Origin of the sequence: Streptomyces angustmyceticus, from assembly GCF_019933235.1 — a bacterium.
Taxonomy (GTDB): Bacteria; Actinomycetota; Actinomycetes; order Streptomycetales; family Streptomycetaceae; genus Streptomyces; species Streptomyces angustmyceticus.
In genome coordinates, this window is sequence record NZ_CP082945.1 from 7,843,057 (window position 1) to 7,863,479 (window position 20,423).

The 20,423-nt window shown below is 68.9% G+C and carries 20 protein-coding genes and 1 pseudogene; 6 read left to right on the forward strand and 15 right to left on the reverse strand.

The features are described 5' to 3' along the window. Positions 1 to 26 precede the first annotated feature (26 nt). Entirely contained in the window at positions 27 to 758 is a 732-nt protein-coding gene (locus tag K7396_RS34320) for an SDR family oxidoreductase (protein ID WP_086719916.1), read from the reverse strand. A gap of 268 nt (positions 759 to 1,026) precedes the next feature. Here K7396_RS34320 and K7396_RS34325 point away from each other — a divergent pair, with 268 nt between their 5' ends. Then, positions 1,027 to 2,025, forward strand: coding sequence for an NAD(P)H-dependent flavin oxidoreductase (locus K7396_RS34325; protein WP_107421223.1), 999 nt, complete (start codon positions 1,027 to 1,029; stop codon positions 2,023 to 2,025). Positions 2,026 to 2,106: 81 nt separating this feature from the next. On the opposite strand, the gene K7396_RS34330 is transcribed toward K7396_RS34325, so the two are convergent. The 6 genes from K7396_RS34330 to K7396_RS34350 all read right to left on the reverse strand — a co-directional run bounded on the left by K7396_RS34330 (position 2,107) and on the right by K7396_RS34350 (position 7,924). Continuing rightward, positions 2,107 to 3,321, reverse strand: a complete 1,215-nt coding sequence (locus K7396_RS34330; RefSeq protein WP_086719920.1) for a cytochrome P450 — start codon at positions 3,319 to 3,321, stop codon at positions 2,107 to 2,109. Between the two features lie 34 nt (positions 3,322 to 3,355). Then, the gene (locus K7396_RS34335; protein ID WP_086719922.1) at positions 3,356 to 4,750 is read right to left on the reverse strand and encodes an NAD(P)/FAD-dependent oxidoreductase; all 1,395 of its coding nucleotides are present in this window, start codon (positions 4,748 to 4,750) and stop codon (positions 3,356 to 3,358) included. Then, positions 4,740 to 4,967 (reverse strand): ferredoxin, encoded by a 228-nt coding sequence (locus K7396_RS34340; RefSeq protein ID WP_086719924.1) that lies wholly within the window; start codon positions 4,965 to 4,967, stop codon positions 4,740 to 4,742. The genes K7396_RS34335 and K7396_RS34340 overlap by 11 nt, the downstream gene beginning before the upstream one ends. A gap of 868 nt (positions 4,968 to 5,835) precedes the next feature. Further along, positions 5,836 to 5,967 (reverse strand): hypothetical protein, encoded by a 132-nt coding sequence (locus tag K7396_RS35770; protein ID WP_263295995.1) that lies wholly within the window; start codon positions 5,965 to 5,967, stop codon positions 5,836 to 5,838. A 168-nt stretch (positions 5,968 to 6,135) separates the two neighbouring features. Then, a complete protein-coding gene (locus tag K7396_RS34345) occupies positions 6,136 to 6,648 on the reverse strand; it encodes a hypothetical protein (RefSeq protein ID WP_086719928.1) in 513 nt (170 codons plus the stop codon). Between the two features lie 313 nt (positions 6,649 to 6,961). Continuing rightward, entirely contained in the window at positions 6,962 to 7,924 is a 963-nt protein-coding gene (locus K7396_RS34350; RefSeq protein ID WP_223660318.1) for an NAD(P)-dependent oxidoreductase, read from the reverse strand. 364 nt (positions 7,925 to 8,288) lie between these two features. On the opposite strand from K7396_RS34350, the gene K7396_RS34355 reads away from it, so the two are divergent. Next, positions 8,289 to 8,471: a hypothetical protein gene (locus K7396_RS34355; RefSeq protein WP_086715945.1), complete on the forward strand. Its 183-nt coding sequence runs from the start codon at positions 8,289 to 8,291 to the stop codon at positions 8,469 to 8,471. Between the two features lie 107 nt (positions 8,472 to 8,578). After that, on the forward strand, positions 8,579 to 9,076 hold the full coding sequence (locus K7396_RS34360) for a DUF1003 domain-containing protein (RefSeq protein WP_086715943.1): 498 nt from the start codon (positions 8,579 to 8,581) through the stop codon (positions 9,074 to 9,076). Between the two features lie 705 nt (positions 9,077 to 9,781). Here K7396_RS34360 and K7396_RS34370 read toward each other — a convergent pair. Next, entirely contained in the window at positions 9,782 to 10,720 is a 939-nt protein-coding gene (locus K7396_RS34370; RefSeq protein WP_086715941.1) for an alpha/beta fold hydrolase, read from the reverse strand. A 212-nt stretch (positions 10,721 to 10,932) separates the two neighbouring features. On the opposite strand from K7396_RS34370, the gene K7396_RS34375 reads away from it, so the two are divergent. Beyond that, a complete protein-coding gene (locus K7396_RS34375; RefSeq protein ID WP_086715940.1) occupies positions 10,933 to 11,517 on the forward strand; it encodes a TetR/AcrR family transcriptional regulator in 585 nt (194 codons plus the stop codon). A 534-nt stretch (positions 11,518 to 12,051) separates the two neighbouring features. Continuing rightward, positions 12,052 to 12,759, forward strand: coding sequence for a peptidylprolyl isomerase (locus K7396_RS34380; RefSeq protein ID WP_223660320.1), 708 nt, complete (start codon positions 12,052 to 12,054; stop codon positions 12,757 to 12,759). Between the two features lie 105 nt (positions 12,760 to 12,864). Here the strand turns inward: K7396_RS34380 and K7396_RS34385 are convergent, their stop codons facing one another. The 7 genes and pseudogenes from K7396_RS34385 to K7396_RS34410 all read right to left on the reverse strand — a co-directional run bounded on the left by K7396_RS34385 (position 12,865) and on the right by K7396_RS34410 (position 19,027). Next, positions 12,865 to 14,106, reverse strand: a complete 1,242-nt coding sequence (locus tag K7396_RS34385; protein ID WP_086715934.1) for a serine hydrolase domain-containing protein — start codon at positions 14,104 to 14,106, stop codon at positions 12,865 to 12,867. A gap of 501 nt (positions 14,107 to 14,607) precedes the next feature. Further along, the gene (locus tag K7396_RS36055) at positions 14,608 to 14,727 is read right to left on the reverse strand and encodes a hypothetical protein (protein WP_373866985.1); all 120 of its coding nucleotides are present in this window, start codon (positions 14,725 to 14,727) and stop codon (positions 14,608 to 14,610) included. Between the two features lie 31 nt (positions 14,728 to 14,758). Then, a complete protein-coding gene (locus K7396_RS34395) occupies positions 14,759 to 15,133 on the reverse strand; it encodes a peptidase inhibitor family I36 protein (RefSeq protein WP_086715931.1) in 375 nt (124 codons plus the stop codon). 262 nt (positions 15,134 to 15,395) lie between these two features. Then, on the reverse strand, positions 15,396 to 15,992 hold the full coding sequence (locus tag K7396_RS34400; protein ID WP_223660321.1) for an RICIN domain-containing protein: 597 nt from the start codon (positions 15,990 to 15,992) through the stop codon (positions 15,396 to 15,398). A 189-nt stretch (positions 15,993 to 16,181) separates the two neighbouring features. Further along, a pseudogene (locus K7396_RS36060) lies at positions 16,182 to 16,724 on the reverse strand (helix-turn-helix domain-containing protein); the annotation flags it as partial. A gap of 215 nt (positions 16,725 to 16,939) precedes the next feature. Then, on the reverse strand, positions 16,940 to 18,112 hold the full coding sequence (locus K7396_RS34405; RefSeq protein WP_223660322.1) for an MFS transporter: 1,173 nt from the start codon (positions 18,110 to 18,112) through the stop codon (positions 16,940 to 16,942). A 69-nt stretch (positions 18,113 to 18,181) separates the two neighbouring features. Further along, on the reverse strand, positions 18,182 to 19,027 hold the full coding sequence (locus K7396_RS34410) for an alpha/beta fold hydrolase (RefSeq protein WP_086715926.1): 846 nt from the start codon (positions 19,025 to 19,027) through the stop codon (positions 18,182 to 18,184). 117 nt (positions 19,028 to 19,144) lie between these two features. Here K7396_RS34410 and K7396_RS34415 point away from each other — a divergent pair, with 117 nt between their 5' ends. Continuing rightward, complete coding sequence (locus K7396_RS34415) at positions 19,145 to 20,077, forward strand: LysR family transcriptional regulator (RefSeq protein ID WP_086715924.1); 933 nt, start codon at positions 19,145 to 19,147, stop codon at positions 20,075 to 20,077. Positions 20,078 to 20,423: the final 346 nt, after the last annotated feature.

Sequence of the window (20,423 nt, forward strand, 5' to 3'; positions counted from 1 at the left end):
AGGTCTCCAGTGGTGGGCCGGCCGGGTCAGGTGAGCCAGTCGGTGTAGTGGGTGGGGGCGATGCGTGCGTCGCCCTTGGTGGTGAGCACATCGCCCTCGACCGCGGCGAACATGCCGGCGGTGTCGTCGGTGACGACCGTGCGCCCGTCAGGCCGGGCGTTCAGGGTGATCCGGCCGAGCTCGTCGAGGGGATAGACGTCGGGTCCGCCGACGCTGAGGGTGGCGTTCAGAGGGCTGCCGGCGGCGACTTCGGCGACGGTGTCGGAGACGTCCTGGGCGGCGATCGGCTGGAGGGGGGTGGTGGGCAGGCGGACGGTGTCGCCCTCGGTGGTCCAGGACATGGTGGCCTCCATGAACTCCATGAACTGGGTGGCGCGGACGATCGAGTAGGGGAGCGGCCCGGCCTTGAGGAGGTCTTCCTGCAAGACCTTGGCGCGGTAATAGGCGAGGTTTTGTACCCGGTCCGCGCCGACGATCGAGAGGATGACGAAGTGCCGCACCCCGCCCTTGTCGCCGGCGGCCAGGAGGTTGTCCATCGAGGTCTGGAAGAAGGCGGGGGAAGCATCGTCGAAGGTCGGTGAATTCGTCAGATTGACGATGCCGTCGGCTCCGGCCACCGCCTCCTCCACGCCCTGACCGGTGAGCACGTCGACACCCGTGGACGGCGAGTGCGGTACGGCCTCGTGCCCCGCGGCGGTCAGCTTCTTCACGACCTGCGATCCGATCAGACCGGTACCGCCGATGACTGCGAACTTCATGGGTCACCCTTCGTCGCGAACCGATAGGTCATGCGTCCAGACTGCGGCGATCCAGGGCGCGACGCACTCTGGCCGGTGCCCTCCTGGGCATGTGGTGACGCGGCGCGCTGGATGAGCGGACCTACCGTGCGGTGTGATGCCGGCTCCGGAACCTGCCGCCGATCTGCTGCCACGGGTTGCGCACAGGGCGCCGCCACGGTTGCCCCGTCCTCCCTGCCGGCCGGGCATGTCACCCGGCGGTATTTCACCGATCCATTAGTGTGCGTGCATGGTGCAGACGAGATTCACCGAGATGTTCGGGCTTGCCCATCCGGTGATGTCGGCCCCCATGGCGCTGCACAGCGGCGGGACACTCGCTGCCGCGGTGTCCGTCGCCGGCGGGCTCGGCTGCTTCGGGGGTACGCACCCCTGGAAGGGGCCCGACTGGATCCGAGCGGAGATCGCGACGATTCGTGCCGCGACGGACCGGCCGTTCGGCGTCGGGTTCATCACGCCGCTCCTCCCGCTCACCGAGCCGCTGTTCGACGCCACGCTGGAGGAACGGCCGGACGTCGTCGCCTTGTCGTTCGCCGATCCGCACCCGTGGCTCGGCCGCGCCAAGGAGGCGGGATCCCGGGTGATGTGCCAGGTCCAGAACTACGAGGACGCCGAGGCGGCCGTTGCCGCAGGGGCCGATGTCCTCGTGGCGCAGGGCACCGAGGCAGGCGGCCACACCGGGACGATGGGCCTGCTGCCCTTCCTCGCCGGGGTCGTCCGGAGGTACCCGGCACTCCCGGTGCTGGCCGCAGGCGGCATCGGCGACGGACGCACGCTCGCCGCCGTCCTCACCGCCGGCGCGGACGGTGCCTGGCTGGGCACGGCGTTCCTCGCCACCCCGGAGGCCGTCGAGGTGCACGACGTCCAGAAGCGCCTGATCGTCGAGAGCGACGGTGGCGACACCGTGTGGACACGGACCTACGACATCGTGTCGGGACTGCCGTGGCCCGCGAGCATCGGCGAACGCGTCCGCCGTAACCGCTTCACCGACGAATGGTCGGAGCGCGAATCAACGCTGCGGGACCGCGCGGACGAGATCAAGCCCGCGGAAAGCACCAACCCCTTCGGTGCCCCGCCCGACCCCGACACGAGCGAAATCATCTACGGCCAGTCGGCAGCCTTCGTCGACGGCGTGCGCCCGGCCGCCGACGTGATCCGCGCGATCTGCGACGAGGCCGAGTCGATCCTGGACTCACGGCCTCGCTCGCTGCTCGGCCGGCCGACCACCTGAACGGCATGGCGACCGGCCCCGAGGGAACGGCCGCACACGCCCCTGTTGAGTCGCCGGCACGACGACGGTGCCTTTGCCGGTTCAGGCGACAAGGCCGTCGATCGCCAGGGGAAGATGGCGGGGGCCACGCAGGACAGGGTTGACGCGGTAGGGCGGCGGGTCCGCCAACAGCCGCGGGTTCTCGATGCGTCGGAAGAGCTGGGGCAGGGCGAGCTGCGCCTCCATCCGGGCCAGCGGGGCGCCGAAGCAGTAGTGGATACCTGTGTAGAACCCGAGGTGCTGGTTGTCCTCGCGATCAGGATCGAACCGGTCGGGATCCGCGAAGCGCTTGGGGTCGCGGTTGGCCGAGGCCAGCAGGAGCCACACCTGCGAGCCCTTGGGGATGGTGGTGCCGGCGATGTCGATGTCGGACAGCGCGATGGTGAACGGGACGAACTGAACCGGCGGTTCGTACCGCAGCACTTCCTCGATGAGGGGGACGACCAGGCCCGGCTCGCTCTGGAAACGCTTGAGGATGTCGGGGTGCCGCATCAGCGTGAGCGTCGTATTGCTGATCAGGTTGACGGTGGTCTCGTGGCCCGCGATCAGGAGCAGCATCGAGGTGGCCACCAGCTCCGCCTTCGACATACTGCCGCCGGGCCCGGTTTCGCGGGCGAGGGGGCCGAGGATCCCGTTGCCGGGGTGGCGGCGCCTGGAGTCGATCAGGTCGGACAGGTAGGCGCCGAGCTCGACGCGTGCCTGGCGCGGTTTTTCCTTGCCCTGGCTGGGATCGAGGCCGGACGCCACGGTGTCGGCCCAGCCGTGGAAGAGCGGTTCGTCCTCGCGCGGCACCCCGAGGATCTTGCAGATGGCCGTGACGGGAAGGGGGTAGGCAAAATCGTCGACGACGTCGACCTCGGTCTTGCCTTCGAGCGGGTCCAACAGGTCGGTGATGATCTTGGCGAGGTCCTCTCGCATGTCGTGGAGGAACCTGGGGCTGTGCGGGGGGCCGAACTGCCGCATGGCCGTGTCGCGCAGCCGTTCGTGTTCCGGCGGGTCGTGAAAGATGAAGCTGGGCGGCTGGTTCGGGTCCTCCTCGGCCACGGCGGGGCCGCCGGCGCCGGGAGGCCGGTTGCGCAGGTCGTTGCTGAGCCGCGGGTCGTTCGCCAGGCTCCGCACCTCGTAGTACGTGCTGACCAGGTAGGAGCCGTCGTCCTGACGCGTGACCGGTGACTCGCGCAGTGCGGCGTAGAGCGGGTACGGATCGGCGCGATTCGCGAAGTCGGTGATCTGCGCGGACATGGTGGCGAGAGACATGGTGCCTCCTGAAGGGCGACGCCTCCGGCGAGGGTCAGGCATGGGGTGCGACGAACTGGACGCGCCGCTCGGTCGGCGAGTGCCCCGTCACGGTGACGGTCGGCTCGTGGGTGGGCAGGTGGGGGTCCGGGAAGGCCGGATCGACGGGCTGCAGTGTGTCGGTGCGGCGGTCCACGAGTGCGTAGTCCGGCGGGAACGGCGCTCCGGCCTCGATCTGCTGCTGGTAGAACCCGAGCCACTTCCCCGCGTCGAAGGAGGCCGCGGCGATGACCCGGCCTCGATACCCGTACACCGCGACGAACCGCGCCTCGTCGAGCGCCCCTTGGGCTACGACCAGCTGATCGCCCAGCGTGGGCACACCCACCGACTTGATGTTGACGCCGAACTGGACGGACCAGAACATCGGCACCCACAGATGCGGGCGACGGTCGGTGCTCGCGCAGAGCATGTTGTGTGCCGCGATCCGGGCCTGTTCCACCGCGTTGCCCCAGTGCTCCAGTGACAGGAACTGGTATCCGAACAGCGGATGGGGGCAGCGGGCGACGTCACCGGCGGCGTAGATGTCATCGGTGACGATGCCGTTGGCGTCGAACACCCGGCACCCCGCGTCGCAGGCAACACCTCTGGGGCCGGCCGCCAGCCCGGAACCGGCGAGCCATTCGGTGTTCCGGAGGGCGCCGAGGCAGACCACTGCCACGTCCACATCGATCGCCGATCCGTCGGACAGGTGGGCTCGCCGCAGGCGCCCGGCGGGGTCGCCCTCCAACGCGGTGACGCTGACACCGCAGCGCAGATCCACTCCGTGATCGCGTTGCAGCCGGGCCGCCACTGTCGCGACCACCTCACCGAGGGCGCCCACCAGTGGCGCCGGAGCGCGTTCGGCGACGGTCACCTCCACGTCCCGCTCCCGGCAGACGGACGCGATCTCGGAGCCCGTGAAACCGGCGCCGATCACCAGCACCCGGCGCGGGCCGGCGGCGAGTTTCCGGAACAGCCGAGCGGAGTCGTCGCGGGTGCGCAGCACAAAGACCCCGTCCAGCGCGGCCTCTTCGGGATGGAACCAGGGCCGGGCCTTGGTCCCGGTCGTGATCAGCAGGCGGTCGTAGGGGAGCGTGTCGCCGTTCACCAGGCGCACGTCCTTGGCCGCCCGGTCCAAGCCCGCGGCGGCCACACCGAGACGCCATTCGGCATCGATGTCGCGCGTGCGCGGCAGCGCGGTGTCCTCGGCACACTCCAGCCCCAGCAGCACCTGTTTGGACAGCGGGGGCCGGTCGTAGGGCTCGTACGGCTCGTCTCCGACGAGCGTCAGCGACCCGGTGAAGCCCTGGTCACGCAGCGTCTCCGCGGCACGCAGGCCCGCCAGCGAGGCGCCGACGACAACGATCCGGCCCTTTCGGCGGAGGGCCTTGACGTCGCCGTCAGCCGACACGGCCCTCTGCCCCCTTGGTCGGTTCGTCGGAGAAGTCGACGAGAATGGCCTGGACCGGGCAAGCGGCCGCAGCCTGTTCCACCTGGTCACGCAGTGCCTCGTCGAAGCGGGAGGTGAAGAGCAGTGCCTCCCCGCCGTGCAGTGCGAAGACGTCCGGGGCGAGAAAGGCGCACTGTGCAAACCCCTGACACCGGTTGAGATCGACCACAAGCCTCATCTGGAACCCCGCTCCTCGCTCGGGCCACGATGACGGCAGGCGCCGCCGCCCTCCGCGCTCGGTTCACTCGAATGGTCGGCATGCCTCCCCTTCAGGATCAGCGCGGGGGGAGGGCCTCGCAACGCGAGGCAGCGCAGTCGACGGCGCACCGGATGCCCGCTGCGGCAGCACCGCGAAGGCGGCGAGGCACGAGGGCGTCGTACGCAGCTCTGGTGCGGCCCCCTGGTGCGGCGGCCAACCGGCGCAGATACCCCATCCAGTTTCTCCTCGACCCTCCACACCGGCCTGTCCGCACGGCCCACGTCCGGTTGCTCGGTCGTAGATTCCGTGTCGCCCGCTGCGGCGGGTTGTTCCTCACGGGCCGCGGCCACTGATGAGGATGGCAGTGGAACGAGGCGACCCGGTCCTCGTTGGGGCGGCGCAGCGTCATGTGCACGGCCCGGCGAGACTTTGTCGCCGGTTGGGCCGAGACACAGTTCCGTTACCGTCAGTGATTGAACGCGATCAGTGCCGTGCATCGCGAGGTCGTTCTCGAACTCCTTGGAGGCGAAGCTCTCGTCCGCGCTGACCAGCAGCCCAGGGCGGTCGGTGGCCAGATGACGCTCGCGCTCCAGCATCGAGCCCAGGTTGGTATGGGCGAACCGCAGTCAGTGGGCATCCGAGGCGAAGCCCGGCAGAGCCTGTGCGACGGCCGGGCAGACCAGTTCGGCGTCGCTCAACTGTGGTGTCCTGCCTAGGTACCGGAGGTCTCCGGTCTCGTCTGGGTTTCCCCCTCGAGCCAGCTGCAGTCACGGTTCCACCACAGCCTTCCGGCCCCGGCTCGTGCCAGGGCCGGAGGGGCCGGAGTCAGTGTCGAGTCAGTGCCGGTTCACAGCCTCTGCGTGCCCCCGCCACCGACGTGCTGCACGTCGTTGTCGGACTTGTTCTCCGCTCCGGCCGTGCCGCCGGCGGCCAGGAGCAGACCGCAAGCACCTGCGATCACGAATGTGACGCGTGGCATGTTCTTCACTGTGTGCTCCTGGGCCTCGCAGTTGGTGCCTCGCGCCTTGCTGCCGGCCGTGCGCCCCTGCACCAACTCTGAGCAACGGCCCGTCCTGTGTATTCACTCGTACCGATCGGCGAATTCACCGTGACAGCCCTCCATCCGAGCGAGGACATCGCCGTAGCCTTACGCATTGTCAGGAGTCGTGCTGCGAGCCGCGGGTGAGAAGACTGCCGCCGTTGCCGTGAGGCGTAGCGCCTCCAGCGTCTCGATCTGGCCCCGAGCCCGGTCCAGCAGATTGTGGAGCTGAGATTCGTCCAGACGGGGTTCCTCCGCAGCCACGACGAGGAGTGTGCGCCAGATAAGGCTCTTCCCTTCGACGCCCAGTCGCAGGGCCTCAAGCTCGATCAACGTGCTCAGCCCCGAGCGCCGGTACAGGGCACCGTTCGGCTTCAGACGCCCGAGCCTCTCGGCCGTCCAGCCACCGTAGATCTTGTAGTGGCGTGCGGGGACGCCGAGCGTGTCCATGACTTCGAGAAGGCTCTGCCGGTCCTGAGCGATCTCGTCGGCGATGCGCTGCAGGTCGGTACTGCGTGCCGAGTGCCGGTGCTGGTGGGCAATGCGCTTCGCCAGCCCGATACCGAAGGTGGCACCGGCCAAGTGGTCATTCAGATAGATGCCGAGCTTGTCGCGATGCATCCTGGGCCCCGTTCTCGTTTGTCCTCGACGATCTCCGCGACGGTGCGACCGCGTGCACAAAGCAGGCTGGAAACACCAGCGCCGGACTCCTTTGCACCATGACAGCCAACCGCGAGAGAACGCAGTCGACGAGGCGAACTGCCGAGAACGGACCCGAACGGCTCAGGACCCAGGCACTGGGGCGTTGCACCGGAGCCCTCGGCGCCGACCAGGCACTGCCTGCCCGAGTTGGCTCAGCTGTGGACGGACATCGCTGGTTGCGTGACGACCCGGCGCAACAACGACGGGTCGTACCGGTGGTGTCGGCCGGCGGTCAGTTTTGGAATGACAGGTCATCATCCACTGGCACGCTCTGGGGTTCCAGCGTGACACCGGAGCTCCTGGCCTGCCCGAGAATCAAGGAGGCGAAATCCTCTTCGACATGCCCCGCCCCGATGGCACCCGCGACGAGCTGAGCGGTGGCGGCGGCAAGTGGCATCGGGACCTGCAGCTCGCGGCCCGCGGCGAGCCCGAGGTCGAGGTCCTTGCGCAGCAGGGGCATGGTGAACGTCGGCGTGAAGTCCAGGTTGACCAGCGCGGGTGACTTGTAGCGCGTGAAGGCCGAACCCATCACGGAGTCGTTGAGGAATTCCAGGAAGGCGGCACGGCTGACACCGCCCTTCTCCGCGAGGACGGTGATCTCGGCGAGCGACTGGGTGACGACACCGAGGAAGACGTTGTGCGCGATCTTGACGAGACGAGCGGCTTCGCCCTCGCCGACGTAGGTCACCCCACGCCCCAGCACTGCGAGCAACGGCTCGACCCGGCTGAACACCTCGGGTGAGCCGGAGACCGCGACCGTCAGCTTGCCCGCGTTGATCACCTTTGGGTTCCCGCTGACCGTGGCGGCCAGGAAGTCGGTCCCGTGGTCGGCGGCTTTGTTCCGGATCAGTGCGGACACCTGGGGGGACACCGTGGAGGTGTCGATCAGGACCCCCGGCGTGGTGTGTGGAGAGGTCAGCACGCCGCCGGGGCCCGTGGTCACCGCTTCCAGTGCGGCCGAGGCGGTGACCATGGTGAGGACGATGTCCCGGTCGACGCCTTGTTCACCATCTCGCCCGCGCTGTGAAAGGACTGTTCCGACTGGGGCCTGTCCGGCCTTGTACCGTGCGGCTTCGAGTACGGCCGCGTCGGCCGGGTCGTACGGTTCGGGCTGGAGAGCGATCGCGCCGGACAGCAGACGGTGGGCGGTGTCGACGTCGCCGTAGCTGTTGAGCAGGTACAGCGCCGTGGCCACCGCGCCGGGTCAGGGACGCGCCGTCCGGTGCGGCCCGGCGGGCGTCGTCCAGCAGACGGGGTACGTCGCGTACCCCACCGGTGAGGGGCGTGCCGAGGTACGCCGCCTGGGCCGGCCGCCGGCCCACTCGGCAGCCGCCGGACTCAGCTCGGCGGCGCACACGAGCGCTGCCACCGCGTTGGGCCCGTCACCGCGCCGGGCGCTGACGCCGGCGGTGTCTTCGAGGAGACCGGCGATCTGCTCGTCCGGGTCGACCGCAGCTTGCGCCAGGTGCCAGGCCCGCTGCTCGGGGACACCACTCCAGGCCTCCGCGAGCGCACGGTGGGCACTGCGGCGCTGGTCGCTCGCCCTCGGGGTTCCGTCCGTGATTGTCCGCACCGCCCTGTACCGGCTCGCCGAGGCCGGCTTGGTCGGCTTTCACGCGGAGGGTCACCCGGACGGACTGCAGATGACGGTCACTCTCCTGCCACCGGATTCCGGCGACATCAACGAACAAGAGAACCAGGCGCAGACTCCGACGTTGCACGGTACGGAAGACTCACTCTGATGCGTACGAGCTGACGGTGGATCTCCGTTCCACCGGCCCGGGGTATCAACGCGCCGACGGGTGCGCTGTTCCGTTGCCGACGCCTGCGGCGGATGCACTATGACGTAATGACGTCGCATCGCGGTGGTCCGGCGGGTGGCCAAGGGCCTCACCCCGTCATCCGCCTGCCGCATGAGCAGGAACTCTTCGCCCATGGGCGCGGTGTGCAGGACCACCTTGCGGACAAGATCACCGCCTTCGCGGGGTCGATGGTCTTCGTCTATGTGCACATGGTCTGGTTCGCCGGCTGGATCCTGATCAACGAGGGGATCTTCGGACAGGCCGCGGTCTTCGACCCGTTCCCGTTCGGACTGCTGACCATGATCGTCAGCCTTGAGGCGATCTTCCTGTCGACGTTCGTCATGGTCAGCCAGAATCGTCAGGCTTCACGGGACACCATTCGCGCCGATCTCAACTTCGAAGCCAGCGTGCGCTCGGAGGTCTGGTCGACGAACCTGGGGCGCGCCCTGGGACTGGACCCCGAAGAGATCGAGCGGCAGGCACAACAACTCCTGGCGGCCAGCCGGGACAAGATGAACAGCGACCTGGGGCGACCTTCGGCCTGAAGACCGGAGAGGGCGCGCGGGCGTCGATCATGACGCGCTTGCCGTGGTCAGGAACAGAGTTGGCGGTGTTCCTTTCCTCTTGTGGTTCCTTTGGCTCAGCCTCCATGTGATGCGGTGTGAGCCGTGCTTTCTCACGGCACAATGCCTCCCATGACGCACTCCTATTCGCCCGTCTTCGGAGGTTCCGCGCTCTCCTTGTGGTCGAGGGACTCCTTCTTGTCGATCGGCTCCGCGGGGTCCTTGCTGTCCATCGGGTCGGTGGGGAGCGTGCTGTCCATTGGTTCAATCGGCTCCGCACTCTCCATCGGCTCGATCGGGTCCGCCATGTCGCTGGTGTCGTTCGGGTCTCTTCAGAGCACCGGAAGCGCGCTGTCCGTCCAGGCGCGATGTTCCCTGTTGACCGCCGGCCCGTGCCGTGCGCTCGGCTCGCGCGGCACCTTCACCTTGCTCAGCGTGGGCGGCCTCGTCATGGCCGGCGCGCTCGCCTTGGGCACACGGGGTGTCGGGCGATAACAGGCCCGGACCGCACGCGTGCAGTCATCGGGTATCGCCCCGTCGCGGGAGCCGCTGCGCCGGCCACGACAATCCCGCGAGAGGCTGCGCACGCATCTGCGGCAAGTGGCTCGGCCGACCATGGGCGAGCGCGCGGTTGGAGACGGCCCAGTTTCGCGCGGCCTGGGACGGCGCGGTCGGGGGCGACGGGTGTCAGTGGTCGTCGGCGATGAAGTCTGCTATCGCGGCAGCGATCGCTTCGGGCTGCTCGTCCGGGATGAAGTGGCCGGCGTCGGGCACGACGATTCCGGTGGTGTTGTCGGCCCATGGGCTGATGGAGGCGGCCATGTCCGGAACGGAGCCGTGGCTGCTGGAGATTCCGAGGATCGGCACAGTCAGGTGCCGCCAGTTGAGCGCCTCGCGGTTCTTACGCGCTGACTCCGCCGCGTCTCGGTAGTACGCGAGGGAAGCGCGCAGGCCGCCGTCGGCGGCGACGGCCGCCGCGTAGTGGTCGATCTCGGCGTCGTCGAACGTGTCGGGAGACAGGGCCTTCACCTTCAGGAACCAGGCGACGTACTCGCGTTCGCGGCCGGCAAGCAGCGTCTCGGGCAGGTCGGGCACGATGTGGAAAGCGAAATGCCAGGTTTTCCACGCACGATCCGGGTCGGTGGGAATCGCCTCCGGGAGACTGATGCCGGGAATTCCGGCGTCGAGCAGAGCGACCCCGCGCAGGTGGCTCTCGAAGTTGAGGGCGAGGGAGAACGCGACCCAGGCGCCGATGTCGTGGGCGACCAGGGAGTAGGTCGACACGCCGAGAGCCTTCACGGCGGCGTGGACGTGCGCGGCGACCGCGTGCGTGTCGTAGCCGCGCTCCGGACGCTCGGAGTGGCCCTGACCCGGCAGGTCGATCGCGATGACGCGGAACCGGTGGGTGAGGCCGGGCAGCACCTTTCGCCAGGCCCACCAGGTTTGCGGGAATCCGGCGAGCAGGACGACGGCCGGGGCGCTCCGCCGTCCGCCTTCGACGGCATGAAGGCGGACGCCGTCCGCGTCGACCCAGCGGTGAGTGAATCCGGCCAGGTGCTGCAGGGGCAGGTCGCGGATGGGGTTGCTTTCGGAGACATGCGGAGTGCTGGTTGCTGGGCCGGTCACGGGATCCTCCGTCGGTGTCAGGTGCGCGGTTGGGACGGTGTAGCGGACGGCGGTGGCTGGGACCACGTGGTGTGTTTCTCGCGCGGTCGCGAAGTACGCGGTATGCCCGGCCATGGCCACGCTTGAAGGCTACACATCTTGAACTGATCGGTTCAAGATAGAATGGTGCGCACCACGGTCCGAACCATCGACGCATCGCAAGGAAGTGCCGCGTGGCAGGCAAGAAGCAGTTCGACATGGACACGGTGCTCGACGCCGCGATGATCCAGTTCTGGCGCGATGGCTACGCCGACACCTCATTGGACGATTTGTCTCGGGCAACCGGCCTGAACCGCAGTTCCATCTACTCCTCCCTCGGCGGCAAGGACACGCTCTTCCTGCGCTGCCTGGATCTCTACGCCGCGCGGTACGGCGAGAAGTACGACGCCGCCCTGTCGTGTGCAGCCTCGGAACCCGTTGCCGCTGTTCGTGCGTTCTTCGACGTCACCCTCGAGCGCATCGCCGATCCCGAACTACCCGACGGATGCCTGATTGCCCAGTCGGCCATGGCGATCCCCGTGCTGAGTCCGAGCGTCGCAGCGCACGCCGAGCAGGCGCTCGGCTTCCAGCGCCTGCGCCTGCGCACCGCGCTGAAGGCCGGCCGACTGACCGACCAGGACGCCGAAGCCTTCGCCGTGCACGCGGCGGCTGTGAACCAGTCGCTCGCCGTCATGAGCAGGGCCGGGGCGAGCCCGGCGCAGCTCCTGGCCATCGTCGGCGTGACCCTGGACGCGCTGTCGCAGGCGTTGCGCGCCTAACGAACCTGATACGGCCGTCGGACTCGCAGCCTGGTACGCCTCCCGACAGGCCGCCGAGCACCTGCGAACCGCCTACCGCCAGGCCGCCGCCCCACCCATGCGAGCACTGCACGACGAAGGCCGGGCTCTCCCCGAAGCCGTACGCCGAACCCGAGGACCGTGCTACGTGGTGATCGAGGCGAACAATGAGGGGGAGGTGCCGCCGTCAAGCCGATCAGCATCCCCACGGACTTCCAGGAAATCCAGCTGGATCTCTATGAGCACCTGTGCGAGGACAACTGCGAGCCGTGCTTCGACGGAGGCGCCAGCTATCCGTCGTCGCAATTCTGGGCCCCTGCCCAGCACGATCACACGTGGCGGACCTTATGCCAGTCGGGCTGTGCCACATCCGAAGTGGCTTGCGGCTGCAGGCTGACGGCTGAGAGGCGGATGTGGCTGGCGGGCGGCTTCTCGCCCGCCGGGCCGCGCTTTAGACTGCGACCGCTCCGAAATCTGGCGATTTTCTGGAGGGTGTGCAGGATGAGGCGAACTCTCATGACCGCATTGGCTGCGGCGGCGCTGGTCGTGTCCTCGGGCAGTGTTGCCTCTGCTTCCGGCACCCCGCCGCGAACCACGCACGGTCCTTGCCAGTATGCCCAGACCCCGGACGAGCCGGCGGCGCGGCGGGTTTCCCTGCCGCCCGATCCGCGGCACACCCCCAGTCACGGCACGGTCGGTATGGCTGTCCGGACCAGCCAGGGCCCGCTTCCGCTGCGTCTGGACCGGGCGAAGGCGCCGTGCACGGTCCAGAGCTTCGTACACCTGGCGCGGCACCGGTTCTACGACCGTACGGTGTGCCATCGGCTGACGGCGTATCCGACGCTGAAGGTCCTGCAGTGCGGCGACCCGACCAGTACTGGCGAGGGCGGGCCGGGGTACGAGTACAAGGACGAGCTGCCGGTGGACCTGCCGCCGGCACCGAGCGATCCGACCGGCGTCCGTCGCCTTTACGGGCGCGGCTTGCTGGCGATGGCCAACGCCGGTCCGAACACGAACGGTTCGCAGTTCTTCGTCGTCTACGGCGACTCCGCGCTGCGACCGAACTACACGGTGTTCGGCACGGTCGGTGCCGCCGGCCTGAAGACTCTTGACAAGATCGCCGCTGGCGGTATCGAACCAACTGCGCAGGACCCGGCCCCTGTCGATGGCACGCCCGTGCTGCGGACCGAGCTGCTCAGCGTCCGGCTGTCCTGCCTGCCCTGACGAATTGTGGCGCGTTCAGCGCGGTTCAGCTACGTGATGAAGGGGCTGAGGGGCCCGGACGTCACGCCCGGTACATAGGTAATGTCCCGGTCCCTGCCTACCTGCCTACCTGGCCGCGGGCTCCGCGGGCAGGTTGAAGACGTGGCCCGGCGTGACGATCTTCGTGATCTCCTCGCCGAAAAGCGTGGTGGGCTCCTGGTTGTCATGGTCGATGTCGGTGTTCAGCAGGACGACGAGGGTCGCCCGTGCCGACGGCAGATAGACCACCAGGGACTCGTAGCCCGGCAGCGAACCGTTGTGTCCGATCCACCCCTGGACGCTGAAGACACCGAGGCCGTACCCGATGCCCGGGATGGGCGTCGGGGGTGTGGTGAGACGCTGCTTCTGCAGGTCGGGACTGATCAGGTCGCCGCCGCCGGGCAGTTTGCCCGTGGCCACCGTACGCGCCCATACGCGCAGGTCCTGCAGATTGGAGATCATCGCGCCGGCTGCCCAGGCCCATGAAGGGTTCCAGTCGGCCGCGTCCTGGACGTCCCCGTTCGCGGTCTGGGTCGTGTATCCCTGCGCGTGCGGGATCGGGAACGTGGCGTCGACCGGCAGGAGCGTGTGGTCCAGGCCGGCCGGTTTCAGGACGTCCTTCTTGATGTAGTCGCGCAGTTGCTGACCGGTGACCTTCTCGATGACGAGGCCGAGCAGGATGAGGTTGGTGTTGGAGTACTCGAACTTCTTTCCCGGCGGGAAGAGCACAGGGTGCTGGAAGGCGTAGTCGAGCAACTCCTGCGGGACGAAAGGCTGGTGTGGATCGGTCTTCAGCGCCTCGTAGAAGGCCTCGTCCTTGGAGTAGTTGAACAGGCCGCTGCGCATTCCGGCCAGCTCGCGCAGGGTGATCTTGCTTCCGTTGGGTACGCCTTCGACGTACTTCCCGATCGGATCGTCCAGGTTCACCTTGTGCCGGTCGACCAACTGCAGCAGCGCCGTCACGGTGAACGTCTTGGTCACGCTCCCGATCCGCATGTGCAGATCCGGCGACATGGCCTGGCCGTTGCTCTGGTTGGCGAGCCCGAAGGACCGCACGTAGTTGCCGTCGGGCGTCCACAGTCCCACGGTCGCACCCGGGATGTTCGCCTCCTGCATGATCCGCTGGACGACGGTGTCGAGTTGCTGCGTCACGCCAGGGGTGATGTCACGGACTTCGTCCGGGGACGCCGATGTGGAAGCGGACGGCGACGGATTCGCCGACGTGGCGGGGCCACCGCATCCGGCCACGCCCGCGATCGGCAGTGCGAACATCCCTGCCGCGGCAGCCGCGGCAGCCGCCCGACGCAAACGTATTCGGAAATGCGTCATGGAGTGACTCCCCACCATGCGAGGCCACGTTCCGCAACTCCGAGCCCGAGCGTGTGTGCACACCCGTGTGAGCACGAGCGCGGGATGAACATGTGTCCGCCTGCGGCGCGACAGCACAGAAGCCGCAGGTCACGGCAGTGCCATGGGACACGGGCCGCAAGGTCCTGAACCTCCAGCATAGGAGCGCCCGCGCCCTGTCGCGCGTCGGCGCCCGGCGCAATCGGGTCGGCGCCGTCCGGGTGGTCCCCTCAGCCTTGGGCCCTCAGCCCGGAGCCCTGGGCCCTCTTGTCGGCCTCGCGCCTGTCGGGCGACGCCTGGTCTGTCCCACGGGCGGACGGCGCGAGTTACGACAGGGCCCGGCGCGGCGCCGCCGTGGTCGCGCGGACCACGAGTCGCGGCGCGATGACGGTCTCGGGGCCCGGCGCCCCCTCTGCATCCATTCGGGCGATGGCCCGGCCGACGGCGCCTTCCGCAAGGGGCGGGAGGTCCTGTCCGACAGTGTCAGATGTGGTCGGCGAGGCCGTGGCGGGTCATCGCGGTGCGGTAGCCACGGCGGCGGTCGGCGGTGCCCGGTACCCTGCTTCCGTCGATATGAGCGATGTCGCGGTGTCCGAGTGCCACGAGGTGGTCGACGGCCTGGCGGGCGCCCTCGTCAGCACCTCCAGGCGCTGCGCGGCAGGAGCGACTTGAACGGGTGAAAGGTCACCGACACCTTCTCGCCCGGCTTCACGACCGACTTCCCGCCGCCTGCGTAACCGGGCTTGTACCACAGGCACCATGCCTCGCTGGTGCGGTTCCACGCTGACCAGCCGCCCCGCGTGAGGCCTTGGCCGGCCACGTTCCGGCTGCCCTTGGTGTAGGAGGCCATCGGTCCTTCGAACTGCCCGCGCCCCCACAGGCAGAAGTGCTCCACATAACAGGGCTCGGCTGCCTTCGGCGGCGGTGCGGCCAAGGCGGACGGAGAGGTGGCCAGGATGAGCGAGGCGGCGGCCAGGGCGACTTTGCGGAACAGAGGGAACACGGGCACGAGGCCTCCGGGGACTTGGGTGCCGTTTCAACGCCGATCCTTCCGGACGGCCGCAGGCGCGCCTATCACCTCCAGGTGGAATGCCGTGCTGCTCCGTGTTGACCCCAATCCAGCGAGAGCTGCTGACGGCTTTGTGGTGCCTGAGTCGGCGATACACACGTGAGGTGCAGCCGAATGGTGTCGAGTGGCTGCCTGGAGGCCAGGGAGTCGTGGTGGGGGGCTTCCACGCCGGTGGGCGCAGTCGGGTCAGTGCGCGGTCAGGTCAGTTGCTGGTGATGGAGGGGATGGCCGTGGGTGGGGGGTGGCTGTCGAAGAGGAAGAGCTGGCCTGGGTCGTCCGGGCGGCAGGGGAGCTGGAGCACGGGGGTCCATGGTGTAGGTGGGCCTCCGGGGACCGAGGTGCAGGCGCTGGTGTGGGCGGGGAGAAGGCGGTAGCGGGCGTGGCCGGCGGGTTGGAGCTGGAAGCGTTCGGCGCTTCCGCGGTGGCCGCAGTAGTCGTCCATCAGTTGGGCACCTGCGCGTGTGCTTCCGCCTGTCACGCCAAGGCAGCCGTAGCCGAAGACCGGGTGGAGGGAGCGGATCCGGTAGGCGCCGCCTTCAACCGGCTCCACGGAGTAGACCGGGACGGCTTTCGCGCAGGTGGCCTGGTAGACGCGGCCGCCGCCCTCACCTTCCCGTTCGGACAGGCAGAGTGACGAGGCGGCGGAACGGATGCGGTAGACGCCCGGCTGGGGACCGGCCGGCGCAGGACGAGGCGTGATGGAGGCGGAAGGCGCACCGGTGACATGGGACAGGGCTGTTTCGTCCCCGGTGAGGTGCGTGACCGCCAGGGAGGCGCCGATCACGGCCAGCAGCGCCAAGGAGGCGCCGCCGATGAGACGACCGCGTGCCGACCGTCTCGGGCCCGCCCCCTTCCTCGTTGGGGGGACAGGTTCCGCCTGGTGAGCGCGGCTTGCGGCCGTGCCGTCCACCACCGGGGCGTCCTCGGGGCCGGTGTGGTGGAGACCGCCGCAGGTCAGGTCGCGGTGGGCGGCCAGCCAGCGTTCGACGTCCTCCGGAGAGCCACCACAGGCGCGGACGAAAGCCTCCACGACCTCAGAGCGGGGAAGCGAACCGCGGCTGAGTGCCCCGGCAAGGGTGCTGGCCGGGAGCACGTCCCCGTGTTCTTCGGCGCGCACGGCCAACTGCCGGTACGTCAGGCCGGAACGGTCCCTCATGGCCCGCATCACCAGGACGAACTCACTTGGTGTCCTGGCTCGCTGGGGATCATGTGACGGCTTATCGGGCATGTCCGCCCACCCCCTCCACTTTCCTCTGATTTCGCAACACCGGACAGGCTTGCAAGCGTGAGTTGGACACACAAGAGCAAAACGAGCTGTTCGGGGCACAGAGTTGGAAATCAGGGCCGGGAAGGTGGGCTGCCCGTACTGGGACCACAGGCGCTCTCGCGCTTCCCGACCGGACCAATGGGGGCTGTCGACGCGCCGATCGGCGGCAGCGGACGCGGACAGCAGTCCCCGCACCTGGCTGACCAGCCCGGACAGGTCCGGGGCCTGTTCCGAACATGTCCCGGACAGGTTGTGTGCTGACATCCCGAGACCCAGGAAGCAAGCTCGGAACACCCGATCCGACGGGAGACCCCATCCGACGGGAAACCCGATCCGACGGGAAACCCGAACACGGGTAACCGTCCAACATCCCGCACTACAAGTGGAGTCCACCTATGAGAATGCGATTGGCCGTCGCGGCGGCTGTTCTGGGTGCTACCGCCGTTGTCGCCGTGCCGGCGACGGCGACTGCTGCCCCGTCAACGATCTCTTCGTCCTGGTACGACACCGGAGAGGACTTCAACAAGAAGGCCGCGTGCAACCAGCGCGGCCAGTGGTACGTGGACAACCACACCAACGTCATACGGTGGCGCTGCGACTGGACGTCGACCAGCAGGTACCACCTGGACGTGCTGCTCCGATGATCCATGCAGTTCAAACGGTCCGTCCCTCTGCAAGAGGGGCGGACCGTCGACGTGTTGGCGGCCGGTGACGTGGTGGGCAGCAGTCCGGTGTGCAGGTCTGCCATCAAGTTTCCGGATCAGGTGAGGCCGCCGTCTGCGCCGCAGCGGTGCGAGAGCCAGGGCCGTCCCCGCCAATACCAGCGCCGAGACCGTGAGCACGGCCGACCCGTGTCGGCGGGCCAGCGCGGGTGCGCTACGGCTGCCCAGCACGGCCGCTGCCGCGAAGGGAGCCGACGTCAGCGCGGCCGTGAGGGCGGGATACCCGAGGGCCGACTGCAGATGCAGGAACAGCAGATACGTGAAGGACGGCACCCCGGAGTTGAACGCGAACACCAGCAGCACCCCCGCACGCGCCCTCCGGTCGCGGAACAGTGACGGATGTACCAGGGGATTCGGCCGGTGCGGGAGAGTCAGGGCGAAGTAGCCGAGAACGGCCGCGGAAACGGCCAGAGTCGCCCATGTCCACCAGGGCCAGCCGGCTTCCCCTCCCAGCGTGAGCGGCAGCACCAGCGCACCGAAGCCCACGCTGGTCAGCAACACGCCCAGCCCGTCCATGCGTTGTCCGGCCGTGCCTCGCGTGCGAGACAGTACGGTCGCGCCCGCGAGCGAGACGAGTGCCACCGGCACCGTGACCAGGAACACCGAGCGCCAGCCGAGACCGAAGAGGTCGGCGCCGACGAGGAGTCCGCCGGTCAGCGGCCCGGCCAGCGACGCCACTCCCACCGTGGCACCGAACAGGCCGAGAGCCCGTGGGCGCCGGGCAGCGGGGACGGCGACCTGGATGATCGACAGAACCTGCGGGGCGACCAAGCCGCTGCCCGCGCCCTGGACCAGCCGGGCCGCGATGAGGAACGTGGCATCGGGAGCACACCCGGCGGCTACTGAACCGGCCATGAAGACGACGGCGCCCAGCACGAACAGCCGCTGGTAGCCGTACCGGTCGCCGAGGCGCGCGGCCGTGATGAGCATGCCCGCCGCCACCGGCCGCGAGCCGTCCCGCGCTCGGGGACGGGGAACCCGTCACGGGCCGAGGCCGGCTCACGAGGCGAGGACCGCGGCGAGCTCGCCCGGCCGGGCTGCGAACGGGCTGTGGCTGCCGGGCAGGGTACGCACAGTGAACGGGTTACCGGGGAAGGCACGGTCGGCTTCCGCGATCATCAGGTCCTGCGCGGCCGGTGCCAGCGCCCGGTCCTCGGCGCAGCGCAGGAAAGTTCGTGGAATTCGTCCCCACCGTGCCGCGGTCAGGGTGACCGGAGCCGTCGGGATCGCCAGGGGCAGATCAGGGCTCAGCGCGGACCGCCACCGGTCAAAGCGGTCCAGCGGGGTGTCGTGGTAGTGGGTTTCCCGCAGTTCGTCGAGGTAGGCGGGATCCGGTGAGAGCGGATTGATCCTTACGGCGCCCAGGGCCTCGGGGTCGCCGAGGTTCAGGTTCTGGCCCAGCGCGGTGGCGTTCTCGGGTGAGCCCAGGTAGTCGAAGAACCGCGGCCGCCCGGCCGGGACGAACGCGGACAGGTAGACGATTCGGTCCACCAGCTCGGGCGCCCGCTCCGCGGCCAGGGACGATGGACCGCCGCCCGCGCTGTGCGCGACGAGCACGACAGTGCGATGGTGACGCACCTGGCGCAGGACGCTCAGTACTGCCTCGGCGCAGTCGTCCATCGTCAGGGGGGCGAGCCGTGACTTCTCGGTCAGCAGGCCCGGCTGGCCGGGCAGCAGGTATCCGGTGGGCAGGGGTGCGTCGAAGCCGTGCCCCGGCATGTCGACGGCCACGCTCGCAGCGCCCAGTCCGGCCAGCGCGCGCTGCGTCGCTGCCCACTGTCCGGAGCTGTGCCAGGCGCCGTGCACGAAAACGAAGACGGTGTCGGTCAGGGATACGTTCTTCATGGCTCCATTCCAGACAGGAACCACAGCGCCATCCATTCATAGATCTGGTAAGTGGCGTGGCAATATCTTTGAGGTCTTGTCGGCAGCCGATGGGATCGATGGGATGGAGGGCGAGTCATGGAAGCGCGACACCTGCGGTACGCGGTTGCTCTCGCCGAGCACGAACATTTCGGCCGGGCGGCCGGCGAACTGGGCATCGCGCAGCCGCCGCTGTCCAAGCAGATCGCCGACCTGGAGCGCGAGGTCGGGGCCCGCCTGTTCGACCGCACACGTCAGGGGGTGTTCCCGACCGCCGCCGGTGAGGCGTTCCTCGCGCGGGCACGCCGGGCGCTCGACGAGATCGCGGCGGCCACGATCGACGCGGGCCGGGCCGCGCGCGGCGAGACGGGACGTCTGCGCCTCGGCTTCATCGCCTCGGCACTGCTCGACCCGCTGCCGGGCGTCCTGAGCCGGTTCGGCCGTGAACGGCCCGACGTGAGACTGGAACTGCACGAGATGGCGACCAGCCGCAGCAGCTCAGCTCTCGTCGCCGGGGAGCTGGACGTGGCCCTCACCCTCGGCCCGCCACGGGGTGCCGGAGCCGAGCATCTCGCGTCCCTTCCGATCGGACGCGACCACGTGATCGCTGTGGTAAGTACGGTGCACCCGTACGCGGGTCAACAGTCGGTAAGTGCCGACCAGTTGCGGCGACAGCCGCTGATCGTGTCGGCCGGCGAGGACGAGCCCGCTGTAGTCGCCGGACTGCGCACCCTGCTGGGCACGGACTCATCGGCTCTCGGCGGCGCGACCGTCGCGAGGGACGTGCACACGATCATCGGCCTCGCCGCCTCGGGCGTGGGCGTCGGCCTGGGGCCGTCCCGTATGAGGGCGGTCCCGCGTCCGGGAGTGCGGTTCTGTGAAGTGACCCCGCGCACGTCCCTGCCCGATCTCGTCCTGTCCTTCGCGGCCCGCGATCACTCCCCGGTGCTGCGCGCCTTCCTCGACACCATCCGGAAGAACTGCCCCGACGTCGGTGCCGCACTCAACGACCGGCTCCGGCTCCACACTTGATTCGGGTCGGTCATCCCTTCGCCTGCGCGTGTCCGGCCTTCCGGCACGGGTCGGCCTCGGCGTGAGGCGCCCGGCGTACACGAGCGCGTCTCAGAACGCCGCATCGGCCCGCAGGCCAAGTACCTGTCACCGCTCGCCGCAGTCACCGAAGAGGCTGAGTGCAGACCTGACGGGGCATCCAGGCGTCGGGGCTTGCGCCGGAGGCGTCCGCGAAGTCCCCCGATCGGTGCGACCGCGTCCAGCAGTGCCAGGAGTTGGGTGCTGTCGTCGCGGTTGCCGCCGGTGAGCGTGACGGCGGGTTTCGAGGCCGAAGCGGTCGGAGGAGATGCGCAGACGGGCTCCCGGC

Coding starts and splice junctions, on each gene's coding strand:
- K7396_RS34320 (WP_086719916.1), bottom strand. CDS start 758: ATGAAGTTCGCAGTCATCGGCGGTACCGGTCTGATCGGATCGCAGGTC.
- K7396_RS34325 (WP_107421223.1), top strand. CDS start 1,027: ATGGTGCAGACGAGATTCACCGAGATGTTCGGGCTTGCCCATCCGGTG.
- K7396_RS34330 (WP_086719920.1), bottom strand. CDS start 3,321: ATGTCTCTCGCCACCATGTCCGCGCAGATCACCGACTTCGCGAATCGC.
- K7396_RS34340 (WP_086719924.1), bottom strand. CDS start 4,967: ATGAGGCTTGTGGTCGATCTCAACCGGTGTCAGGGGTTTGCACAGTGC.
- K7396_RS35770 (WP_263295995.1), bottom strand. CDS start 5,967: ATGCCACGCGTCACATTCGTGATCGCAGGTGCTTGCGGTCTGCTCCTG.
- K7396_RS34345 (WP_086719928.1), bottom strand. CDS start 6,648: ATGCATCGCGACAAGCTCGGCATCTATCTGAATGACCACTTGGCCGGT.
- K7396_RS34360 (WP_086715943.1), top strand. CDS start 8,579: ATGACGTCGCATCGCGGTGGTCCGGCGGGTGGCCAAGGGCCTCACCCC.
- K7396_RS34380 (WP_223660320.1), top strand. CDS start 12,052: ATGACCGCATTGGCTGCGGCGGCGCTGGTCGTGTCCTCGGGCAGTGTT.
- K7396_RS34385 (WP_086715934.1), bottom strand. CDS start 14,106: ATGACGCATTTCCGAATACGTTTGCGTCGGGCGGCTGCCGCGGCTGCC.
- K7396_RS34405 (WP_223660322.1), bottom strand. CDS start 18,112: ATGCTCATCACGGCCGCGCGCCTCGGCGACCGGTACGGCTACCAGCGG.
- K7396_RS34410 (WP_086715926.1), bottom strand. CDS start 19,027: ATGAAGAACGTATCCCTGACCGACACCGTCTTCGTTTTCGTGCACGGC.
- K7396_RS34415 (WP_086715924.1), top strand. CDS start 19,145: ATGGAAGCGCGACACCTGCGGTACGCGGTTGCTCTCGCCGAGCACGAA.